The organism is Cupriavidus basilensis (assembly GCF_000876015.1).
GTDB classification, from domain to species: Bacteria; Pseudomonadota; Gammaproteobacteria; order Burkholderiales; family Burkholderiaceae; genus Cupriavidus; species Cupriavidus basilensis_B.
This window is the reverse complement of sequence record NZ_BBQM01000041.1, coordinates 1-10275: the sequence shown is the minus strand read 5'-3', so window position 1 is coordinate 10275 and position 10275 is coordinate 1. Positions and strand designations below refer to the sequence as shown.

Annotated in this window: 8 protein-coding genes; 7 read left to right on the top strand and 1 reads right to left on the bottom strand. The window is 68.7% G+C overall.

Features of this window, described 5'->3' with window-relative positions; all coding sequences use genetic code 11:
- Window positions 1–178: 178 nt before the first annotated feature.
- Window positions 179–1852 carry a dihydroxy-acid dehydratase gene (ilvD, locus tag KF708C_RS33770; protein ID WP_059416188.1) on the bottom strand — a complete coding sequence of 558 codons (1674 nt, stop codon included), beginning with the start codon at window positions 1850–1852 and terminating at the stop codon, window positions 179–181.
- A gap of 166 nt (window positions 1853–2018) precedes the next feature.
- On the opposite strand from ilvD, the gene KF708C_RS33765 reads away from it, so the two are divergent.
- The 7 genes from KF708C_RS33765 to KF708C_RS33735 all read left to right on the top strand — a co-directional run bounded on the left by KF708C_RS33765 (window position 2019) and on the right by KF708C_RS33735 (window position 10203).
- Window positions 2019–3020: a LysR family transcriptional regulator gene (locus KF708C_RS33765; RefSeq protein WP_059416187.1), complete on the top strand. Its 1002-nt coding sequence runs from the start codon at window positions 2019–2021 to the stop codon at window positions 3018–3020.
- A 71-nt stretch (window positions 3021–3091) separates the two neighbouring features.
- A complete protein-coding gene (gene lgt, locus KF708C_RS33760; protein WP_020206826.1) occupies window positions 3092–3904 on the top strand; it encodes a prolipoprotein diacylglyceryl transferase in 813 nt (270 codons plus the stop codon).
- Between the two features lie 271 nt (window positions 3905–4175).
- Entirely contained in the window at window positions 4176–4964 is a 789-nt protein-coding gene (locus KF708C_RS33755) for a GntR family transcriptional regulator (protein ID WP_082080230.1), read from the top strand.
- Window positions 4965–5013: 49 nt separating this feature from the next.
- The gene (locus KF708C_RS33750) at window positions 5014–6540 is read left to right on the top strand and encodes a malonyl-CoA decarboxylase domain-containing protein (protein ID WP_059416185.1); all 1527 of its coding nucleotides are present in this window, start codon (window positions 5014–5016) and stop codon (window positions 6538–6540) included.
- A 105-nt stretch (window positions 6541–6645) separates the two neighbouring features.
- Complete coding sequence (locus KF708C_RS33745) at window positions 6646–7632, top strand: Bug family tripartite tricarboxylate transporter substrate binding protein (protein WP_020206823.1); 987 nt, start codon at window positions 6646–6648, stop codon at window positions 7630–7632.
- Window positions 7633–7700: 68 nt separating this feature from the next.
- Window positions 7701–8483: an enoyl-CoA hydratase-related protein gene (locus tag KF708C_RS33740; RefSeq protein WP_059416182.1), complete on the top strand. Its 783-nt coding sequence runs from the start codon at window positions 7701–7703 to the stop codon at window positions 8481–8483.
- Window positions 8484–8649: 166 nt separating this feature from the next.
- Complete coding sequence (locus KF708C_RS33735; RefSeq protein ID WP_059416179.1) at window positions 8650–10203, top strand: malonate--CoA ligase; 1554 nt, start codon at window positions 8650–8652, stop codon at window positions 10201–10203.
- Window positions 10204–10275: the final 72 nt, after the last annotated feature.

Genomic DNA, 10275 nt, shown 5'->3' with positions numbered 1-10275 from the left:
TTTAGGCTTTTGACTTTGCAGTTAAGCAGTTAATCAGTTGACCTTGAATTTAAGAAGTTGACGTTAAACAATTCCCGCAAAGGAAAAACCGCAAAGGAAAAAAATCCCCAAGAAAAAACCCGCGAGAAATCGCGGGTTTTTTCTTTCGGGCCCAGATCCGGACCGAACCCCAAAAACCTTAATCCGTCACCGCCCCCTTGCTCGCCGTCGAGGCCAGCTTCGAGAACTTCGCCAGCACGCCGCGCGTGTACCGCGGTGCCGGCTGCTTCCATTCGGCGCGGCGCTTGGCCAGTTCTTCATCGCTCACGTTGAGCTGCAGCAGCAGCTTGTGCGCGTCGATGGTGACGGAGTCGCCTTCGCGCACCAGCGCGATGTTGCCGCCCACGTGCGCTTCGGGCGCGACGTGGCCGACCACCATGCCCCAGGTGCCGCCGGAGAAGCGGCCGTCGGTGATGAAGCCGACCGACTCACCCAGGCCCTTGCCGATGATGGCGGAGGTGGGGGCCAGCATCTCGGGCATGCCCGGGCCGCCCTTGGGGCCGAGGTAGCGCAGCACCAGGATGTCGCCGGCGTTGATCTTGTCGGCCAGGATGGCGTCCATCGCGCTTTGCTCGTCCTCGAACACGCGCGCCGGGCCGGTGATGACCGGGTTCTTCAGGCCGGTGATCTTGGCGACCGCGCCTTCCTCGGCCAGGTTGCCCTTGAGGATGGCGAGGTGGCCTTCCTTGTACAGCGCCTTCTCGATCGGCAGGATCACGTCCTGGTCGGCGCGCGGGGTGTCGGGCACGTTTTCCAGTTCCTCGGCCAGGGTGCGGCCGGTGATGGTCAGGCAGTCGCCATGCAGCAGGCCGGCCTTGAGCAGGATCTTCATCACTTGCGGGATGCCGCCGGCGCGGTGCAGGTCGGTCGCCACGTACTGGCCCGAGGGCTTGAGGTTGCAGATCACCGGGACCTTGCGGCGGACGCGCTCGAAGTCGTCGATGGTCCATTCCACCTCGGCCGAGTGGGCGATCGCCAGGTAGTGCAGCACGGCGTTGGTGGAGCCGCCGGTGGCCATGATCAGCGAGACCGCGTTCTCGATCGACTTGCGCGTGATGATGTCGCGCGGCTTGATGTCCTTCTTGATGGCCTCGACCAGCACGCGCGCCGATTCGGCGGCGCTGTCGACCTTTTCCTGGTCGGGGTTGGCCATCGTCGACGAGTACAGCAGCGACATGCCCAGCGCCTCGAACGAGGAGCTCATGGTGTTGGCGGTGTACATGCCGCCGCACGAGCCCGAGGTCGGGCAGGCGTTCTTTTCCACGCCCTCGAAGTCTTCCTGGCTCAGGCGCCCGGCGGTGAATTCGCCCACGGCCTCGAACGACGACACGATGGTCAGGTCCTTGCCCTTCCAGTTGCCCGGCTTGATGGTGCCGCCGTAGACGTAGATGCCCGGCACGTTGGTGCGCGCCAGCGCGATCATGCCGCCCGGCATGTTCTTGTCGCAGCCGCCGATCACCACCACGCCGTCCATCCACTGGCCCTGCGCCGCGGTCTCGATGCAGTCGGCGATGACTTCGCGCGAGATCAGCGAGTACTTCATGCCCTCGGTGCCCATCGACATGCCGTCCGAGATGGTCGGCGTGCCGAAGATCTGCGGGTTGGCGCCGGCGTCCTTGATGGCGGCCACGGCCGCGTCGGCCAGGCGCTGCAGGCCGGAGTTGCACGGCGTGATGGTCGAGTGGCCGTTGGCGATGCCCACCATCGGCTTGTCGAAGTCTTCCTTCTTGTAGCCGAGCGCGTAGTACATCGAGCGGTTGGGGGAGCGCGCCACGCCTTGCGTGATGTGCTGCGAGCGTTTGTTGAACGTCATGGGGAATCTCCGGGGGAATGGGTGCTGGCCGGCGCGGTGGTTCGGGTTGGCCTGAACCCCGCGCGGGCGTCTGCCGTGTTGTGGGCGAAAGCATGCCGCTTGCGTTTTATCGTGTCAAATATATTATTCAACCTCTATTGAGTCGAAAAACATATCAGGAGCCCGATTGGACCTGCGCCAGCTACGCTACTTCGTCACGGTGGCGGAAGAGCTCCATTTCGGCCGCGCGGCGCGCCGCCTGGCCATGACCCAGCCGCCGCTGTCGCAGCAGATCCAGGCGCTGGAGGAGGAAATCGGCGTGCCGCTGTTCCTGCGCACGCGCCGCTCGGTGGCGCTGACGCCGGCCGGCCAGCAATGGCTGCCCGAGGTGCGCCGCGTGCTGGCCGACGCCGCCGCGCTGCCCGGGCTGGCCCAGCGGCTGGCGCGCGGCGAGGCGGGCACGCTGTCGCTGGCCTTCGTCAGCACCGCCGACTACGGCATCCTGCCCGACCTGCTGCGGCGCTTCCGCGCGCACCACCCCAACGTGCACCTGCAACTGCGCGAGGCCACCAGCGACATCCAGCTCGAGGCGCTGATGGAAGGCGCCATCGACGCCGGGCTGGTGATCCGCCCGCAACTGCCGGCCATGCCGCACGGCGTGTCCTACCTGCCGCTGGTGCGCGAGCCGCTGGTGCTGGCCGTGCCGCAGGGCTGGCGGCCGCGCGGCGCGCCGCAGGACAGCGGGGACAGTGAGGACAGTGGGGACGGCGGCGATGCGCAGGCCGGCATCGCGCTGCGCGACGCGGCCCACGAGCCGCTCATCATCTTCCCGCGGCGAAGCGCGCCGGCGTTTTATGACATCATTACGGGCTGTTATGCGCGCGAAGGGCTGACGCCGGCGATCGCCCAGGAGGCCATCCAGATGCAGACCATCGTCAGCCTGGTGTCGGCCGGCATGGGCGTGGCGCTGGTGCCGGCCTCGCTGTGCAACCTTCGCCGCACCGGGGTGTCTTACCTGCCGCTGCGCGATGCCGGGCCCGACATCGAGACCGGGCTGGTGTGGCGCGAGGCGGGCGCCGGCAGCGTCAGCCCGGTGCTGCGTTCCTTCATCGAGATCGCCGGCGCGCTGGCGTCTGCCATGACCATGACGCAAAACGCTGGCATAAAGCCGGACGCGGCCGCCGGCTGATTTCCCGCCCGCCGGCTTTTTTCCTGGCCTGCCGTGCGCGGCGCGGCCCCACAACCTACTTCACGGCAAACATGCTGATTCACCCGCAATTCGATCCGGTCGCCATCCACCTCGGTCCGCTGGCCATCCGCTGGTACGGGCTGATGTACCTGGCCGGCTTCATCATGTTCCTGTGGTTCGGCCGGCTGCGCATCCGCCAGCCGCATATGGCCGCGCAGGGCTGGACCGCCCGGGACCTGGACGACATGCTGTTCTTCGGCGTGCTGGGCGTGATCCTGGGCGGGCGCCTGGGCTACGTGCTGTTCTACAAGGCCGACTACTACCTCAGCCACCCGCTCGAGATCCTCAAGGTGTGGGAGGGCGGCATGGCCTTCCACGGCGGCTTCCTCGGCGTGATCGTGGCGATGTGGCTGTTCGGCAAGATGCGCGGGCGCCACTGGATGGAAGTGACCGACTTCATCGCGCCGCTGGTGCCGTGCGGCCTCGCGGCCGGGCGCATCGGCAACTTCATCAACGGCGAGCTGTGGGGCCGCCCGACCGACCTGCCGTGGGGCATGATCTTCCCGCAGGCCGGCGACAACATCCCGCGCCATCCGTCGCAGCTCTACCAGTTCGCCGGCGAGGGCGTGGCGCTGTTCATCATCCTGTGGCTGTTCGCGCGCAGGCCCCGCCCGATGGGCGCGGTCTCCGGCGTGTTCCTGATCGGCTACGGCGGCTTCCGCTTCCTGGTCGAGTTCGCGCGCGAGCCCGACAACTTCCTCGGCCTGCTGGCGCTGAACTTCTCGATGGGCCAATGGCTCAGCCTGCCGATGATCCTGGCCGGCATCGCCATGCTGGTGTGGGCCTACCGGCACGGCGAGGCGGTGCGGGCGTCGATGCGCTGACGCGCGGCTTTTGCTCATTGCCCTTGGTTTGCTCCCCTCTCCCGCGCAGTGGGAGAGGGGCCGGGGGAGAGGGTAGGAGCTTGCGAATGCCGCCGTGCCGGAAAAAAACGTCGGCTTCCTTCGACGCTTCCACAAATCCCGCTTGCCGCTGCGCAACATCGATTCTTGTTGTGTTAATGCCGCCGTTATTCATAATTATGAATTATTGAGTTGGCGGAAGTGCCGCTGCGGCCACCTCGATGCCATTGCCCCGTTCCCGCCGGAGAACTCCATGCGCATCATCCAGCAGGCCCTGTATCTCGAAGTCGCGGAGCGCCTGCGCACGCTGATCGACGAGCACGCGCTGATGCCCGGCGCGTGGATCGACGAGGCCAGCGTGGCCGAATCGATGGGCATTTCGCGCACGCCGCTGCGCGAGGCGCTCAAGGTGCTGGCGGCCGAGGGGCTGGTGCGGCTGGAGCCGCGCCGCGGCTGCTTCGTCAACGCGCTGTCCGAGCAGGACCTCGACGAGATCTTCCCGCTGATGGCGCTGCTCGAAGGGCGCTGCGCCTTCGAGGCCGCGCGCAAGTCCAGCGCCGTCGATCTCGATGCGCTCGAAAGCCTGCATGCCGAGCTCGCGCGCTACGCGCGGGACGGCAATATCGACGCCTATTACGAAACCAACTACCAGATCCACGAAGCGATCCAGCGGCTGGCCGGCAACCGCTGGCTGTCCGGCCTGATCAGCGACCTGCGCAAGGTGCTGCGGCTGTCGCGCCACAAGAGCCTGAAGCTGCCGGGCCGCATCCGCGAATCGTGCGCGGAGCATCTGTCGGTGTTCTCCGCGCTCAAGGCGCACGATTCCGAGGGCGCCGAGGCGCTGATGAAGACGCACCTGATGCGCCAGCGCGGCGCGCTCAGGGCGCTCGACGCCGCCGAGGCGCAGGCCGCGGCGCCGCCCGCCGCCGAGGTCGCCGCGGCGCCGCGGCGCGGGCGGCTGCGCCTCGCGGACAAGGCGGGCGGCGGCGATGCCGGGCCGGCCCGCGCGCGCCGGCTGGCGGCGCCTTCGTCCGATGCCTGATCGTTTTGATCGTCCGACCGTTCGATAGCAGTTCGATAGCAGGTACGTCATGGACTCCTTCAACAGCGAACAGAAAGTCAGCGCGCCGCTGGCCGGCCCCGAGCCCGCGGGCGGCACCCTGTGGTCGCGCTTCGGCCGCTGGTGGGGCCGTAAGGGCGAGCGCGATGCCGACGGCACGGGCAAGCCCGCGGCCCGGACCGACGGCAAGGCGGACGCCGCGCCGGCGCCGCTGCCGGCGCGCGTGCTGCGCCGCCAGCGCGAGCAGTTGCGCCAGTGCTTCGACGCGCGCCTGACCGATGGCGCCGCCAACGCCGCCGCGCAGTCGTGGCGCGCCGAATACGAGGCGGCCGGCGACGACGCGCGCCAGGCCATGCTCGGCGTGCTGGCCGAGGTCGCCGCCAATGGCGAGGCCGCCGAAGCGGCTGGCAGCGGTGCAGGCAACGGCGCCGGGACCGGCACAGGGACTGGCACAGACAAGGCGGCCGCCGCCCCGAACCTGTCGCAGGCGCTGTCCAACGCCCGCATCCGCTTCTTCAGGCGGCTCGCCGCGCTGCACGGCCAGCAGGGCGACAGCGTGTGCGGCCTGCATTTCCTGATCGGCCTGCGCGCCGACATGCTGCGCTGGCAAAAGCGCATGCCGGGCCTGCGCCCGCTCGACGACGATCTCGAGGCGCTGTTCTCCAACTGGTTCGACGTGGGCCTGCTGGAGCTGCAGCCGATCACCTGGGACTCGCCCGCCTCGCTGCTGGAAAAGCTGATCCGCTACGAGGCCGTGCACGAGATCGCCTCGTGGGCGGACCTGCGCAACCGGCTCGACTCCGACCGCCGCTGCTACGCCTTCTTCCACCCGCGCATGCCGCGCGAGCCGCTGATCTTCGTCGAGGTGGCCTTCGTGCCGGAGATGGCCGCCAACGTGCATGCGCTGCTCGACGAGGCGGCGCCGCTGGAAGACCTGCGCCGCGTCAAGTGGGCCATCTTCTATTCCATCTCCAACACGCAGGCCGGGCTGCGCGGCGTGAGCTTTGGCAACTTCCTGCTCAAGCGCGTGATCGAGGAACTGCAGCGCGAGTTTCCCAAGCTCAAGCAGTTCGCCACGCTGTCGCCGATTCCCGGCTTCGCCGACTGGCTGCGCAAGCGCGACGGCGCCGCGGTGGCCGCGCTGCTCGGCGACAAGCGCCTGGCGCGCTGGCGCGAGCAGCATGGCGAGCCGCCCGCCGACGGCGCGGCCTGGCTGGCGGCGCTGGCCGCCGGCGCGGACGCGGCGCACGGCGAGCACGAAAAGGGCGCCCGGGAAGACGCCGTGATGCGCGACACCGCGCTGGCGCTGGCCGCGCATTTCCTCGTGCGCGAGCGCCACCACGGCATGCCGGCCGACCCGGTGGCGCGTTTCCACCTCGGCAACGGCGCCTGCGTGGAGCGGCTGAACTGGGCCGCCGACCTGTCGCGCAAGGGCCGCGCGCAGTCGTGCGGCATGATGGTGAATTACCTGTACGTGCCCGAGGCGCTCGATGACAACCTGGCCCGCCTCGGCAACGGCAACCCGCGCATCAGCCGCGCCGTGGGCAAGTTCTTGTGATCGTGGCCGGGTCCCGGGCAAGGCCCCTCGCCGGGCCGGCGCCTTGTTGTGGTGGCAGTTCCGTCGTTTGACTTTCCGCAGAGAAAAGACACAGGAGACAGAGCAATGAAACGTCGTCAGTTCCAACTGGCCGGGCTGGCCTGCGCGCTCGGCGCGGCCCTCGGCATGGCAGCCCCGGCAGTCCGGGCCGATGCCTGGCCGTCCAAGCCCATCACCGTGATCGTGCCGTTCCCGGCCGGCGGCGGCACCGATGCCTTCGCCCGCCCGCTGACCGCGCAGCTTTCCAGGCAGCTCGGCAAGCAGTTCGTGATCGACAACCGCGGCGGCGCCGGCGGCACGGTGGGCGCGAGCATCGCGGCCAAGGCCGCGCCGGACGGCTACACGGTGTTCATCGGCGGCGCGCACCACGCCATCGCGCCGTCGTTCTACAAGAAGCTCGACTACGACATCGAGAAGGACTTCATTCCCGTCACCGTGATCGCGCAGCCGCCGCAGGTGGTGGTGGTCAACCCGGCCAAGGTCTCCGCCAACACGCTCGGCGAGCTGATCGACTACGCCCGCAAGAACCCGGGCAAGCTCAACTACGGCTCGGCCGGCAACGGCTCGTCGCACCACCTCGCGGGCGAGCTGTTCAAGCTGCAGACCAAGACCTTCATCACGCACATCCCGTACAAGGGCGCGGGGCCGGCGCTGTCGGACCTGATCGCCGGGCAGGTCGACATGGTGTTCGACGGGCTCGGCTCGTCGGCCCAGCACATCCGCGCCGGGCGCATCAAGGCGCTGGCGGTGGCATCGACCAAGCGCTCGGCCGCCTTTCCCAACGTGCCGACCGCGGCCGAGGCCGGCGTGGCCAACTACGACGTCTCCACCTGGTACGCGATGTGGGTGCCCAAGGGCACGCCGAAGGACATCGTCGACAAGCTCTACGCCGAAGTGGAGAAGGCGCTCAACACGCCCGAGATGAAGCAGGTCTGGCTGGCCAACGGCTCCGACACGCCGGCCTTCACGCAGGAACAGTTCGCCCAGTTCCAGCGCGCCGAGATCAAGCGCTGGGCGCAGGTGGTGCAGCAGTCCGGCGCCAAGATAGACTGATTCGGCCGGTTCGGCTGGTTCGACTGGTTTGACGCGAGGAGGATGGTGATGACGGCAGGAGCAAGGGCATGAGCGGCACGGTGGAATTCACGCGCGACGGCGGCATCGCCACGGTCACGCTGGCCAACGCGGGCAGGCTCAACGCGATCTCGGTGGCGATGTGGCGCGCGCTGGCGCAGGGTTTCGCGCGGCTGTCGGCGGACGACTCGCTGCGCTGCGTGGTGGTGCGCGGCGCCGGCGGCAACTTCGCCGCCGGCGCCGACATCGCCGAATTCCCGCAGGAGCGCGGCGACGACGCCGCGCTGCGCCGCTACCACATGGAGATCATCGCGCCGGCGCTGGCCGCGGTGGCGGACTGCGTCCATCCCACGGTGGCGATGATCGAAGGGGTCTGCGTGGGCGGCGGGCTGGAGATCGCCTGCCATTGCGACCTGCGCATCGCCGCCGCCGACAGCCGCTTCGGCGTGCCCATCAACCGGCTCGGCTTCCCGATGGCGCCGGGCGAGCTGGGCGGGCTGCTGGCGCTGGCCGGCCGCGCGGTGGCGCTGGAGATCCTGCTCGAAGGCCGCGTGTTCGACGCCGCCGAGGCGCACGCGAAAGGGCTGCTCACGCGCGTGGTGCCGGCCGCCGCGCTGGCCGGCGAGGTGGCCGCCGCCACCGCGCGCATCGCCGCCGGCGCGCCGCTGGCCGCGCGCATCAACAAGGAGACCATCCGCCGCCTGGCGCCCGCGCCCGAGCCGCTCGGCGCGCACGAGTTGGCCGCGCATTTCCGCTACGCCGGCAGCGCCGACCACGCCGAAGGCGTGGCCGCCTTCCTGGCCCGGCGCGCGCCGCACTTTACCGGGCACTAGCCGCGGGCCTATCATGGCCGGCTGTCGGCCCGCCCGAAAGTCCGGGCCTGATGAAGTCCGCTAAACCGCACTCGTACCGCCTCATTGACCTCTCGGGCCGATCTCCCGGGCTCCCGGCCCCCGATTGCCAATGTTACTGACGATCCCGTTCCATATCTTCCGCAACATGAACGCCAACCTGTTCGCCCTGTTCGAATCCCGCTTCCCGGCAGACCGCAGCGCCTGCTGCATCGAAACCCACGACGGCCTCTACTACAGCTGGGACGACCTCGACCGCGCCACCGCCAGGCTGGCCAGCCTGCTGGCCGCGCTCAAGCTGCCCGAAGGCGCGCGCGTGGCCGTGCAGGTGGAGAAGTCGCCCGAGGCGCTGTTCCTCTACCTCGCCACGCTGCGCGCCGGCTACGTCTACCTGCCGCTCAACACCGCGTACCAGGAAGCCGAGATCGACTACTTCATCGGCAATGCCGAGCCCGACGTGGTGGTGTGCAGCAGCGCCAACTTCCCGTGGGTCTCCAAGGTGGCCTTCCGCCACGGCACCCGGCACGTGTTCACGCTCGACGACGACCGCTCCGGCTCGCTGCTGGCGCGCGCGGCCGGCAAGCCGGATACCTTCGCCACGGTGGCGCGCGGCGCCGACGACCTCGCCGCCATCCTGTACACCTCCGGCACCACGGGCCGCAGCAAGGGCGCCATGCTCACGCACGGCAATCTCGCCTCCAACGCCAAGACGCTGCACGCATACTGGGGCTGGCGCAGCGACGACGTGCTGCTGCACATGCTGCCGATCTTCCACGTGCACGGCCTGTTCGTGGCCTCGCACGGCGCGCTGCTGGCCGGCGCCAAGATGATCTGGGCGCCCCGCCTCGACATGGCCCAGATCCTGAAATTCCTGCCGCGCTCCACCGTGATGATGGGCGTGCCCACGTACTACGTGCGCATGCTGCAGGAACCGCGCTTCGACGACGACACCTGCCGCCGCATGCGCCTGTTCGTGTCCGGCTCCGCGCCGCTGCTGATGGAAACCTTCGACGCCTTCCGCGCGCGCACCGGCCACACCATCCTCGAGCGCTACGGCATGAGCGAGACCGTGATGCTGGTCTCCAACCCGTATGACGCCGCCGACGGCGAGCGCATCGGCGGCACCGTCGGCAAGCCGCTGCCCGGCGTCTCGGTGCGCGTGGTCGACGGCGACGGCAAGCCCTGCGCGCCCGGCGAGATCGGCAACGTGGAAGTGCGCGGCCCGAACGTGTTCAAGGGCTACTGGCGCATGCCCGAGAAGACGCAGGAAGAATTCACCGCCGACGGCTGGTTCAAGACCGGCGACGTCGGCCGCTTCGGCGGCGCCATCGTCAGCCAGTCCGGCGAGCGCAAGGTGCCCGACGACTACCTGACCATCGTCGGCCGCAGCAAGGACCTCATCATCTCGGGCGGCTACAACGTCTACCCGAAGGAGATCGAAAGCTTCATCGACGAAATGCCCGGCGTGGCGGAGAGCGCGGTGATCGGCGTGCCGCACGCCGACTTCGGCGAAGCCGTGGTGGCGGTGGTGGTGGGCAAGCCCGGCTCGGCGCTGGAGGAGGCCAGCCTGATCGGCTTGCTGAAGGGGCGGATTGCGAATTTCAAGGTGCCGAAGCGGGTGCATCTGGTGGATGAGCTGCCGCGGAATACGATGGGGAAGGTGCAGAAGAATTTGTTGAGGGTGCAGTTTGGGGGGGATTAAGGGGGGCTTTGGCTTAACGTTAAAGTCAACTGCTGAACGTCAAAGTCAAAGGCTTAAATTCAAAGGCTTAAA

What these genes read in the sequence shown, in the direction of transcription:
- KF708C_RS33740 (WP_059416182.1), top strand. Translation starts at nt 7,701, where the DNA reads ATGAGCGGCACGGTGGAATTCACGCGCGACGGCGGCATCGCCACGGTC.
- KF708C_RS33735 (WP_059416179.1), top strand. Translation starts at nt 8,650, where the DNA reads ATGAACGCCAACCTGTTCGCCCTGTTCGAATCCCGCTTCCCGGCAGAC.
- KF708C_RS33745 (WP_020206823.1), top strand. Translation starts at nt 6,646, where the DNA reads ATGAAACGTCGTCAGTTCCAACTGGCCGGGCTGGCCTGCGCGCTCGGC.
- lgt (WP_020206826.1), top strand. Translation starts at nt 3,092, where the DNA reads ATGCTGATTCACCCGCAATTCGATCCGGTCGCCATCCACCTCGGTCCG.
- ilvD (WP_059416188.1), bottom strand. Translation starts at nt 1,852, where the DNA reads ATGACGTTCAACAAACGCTCGCAGCACATCACGCAAGGCGTGGCGCGC.
- KF708C_RS33750 (WP_059416185.1), top strand. Translation starts at nt 5,014, where the DNA reads ATGGACTCCTTCAACAGCGAACAGAAAGTCAGCGCGCCGCTGGCCGGC.
- KF708C_RS33755 (WP_082080230.1), top strand. Translation starts at nt 4,176, where the DNA reads ATGCGCATCATCCAGCAGGCCCTGTATCTCGAAGTCGCGGAGCGCCTG.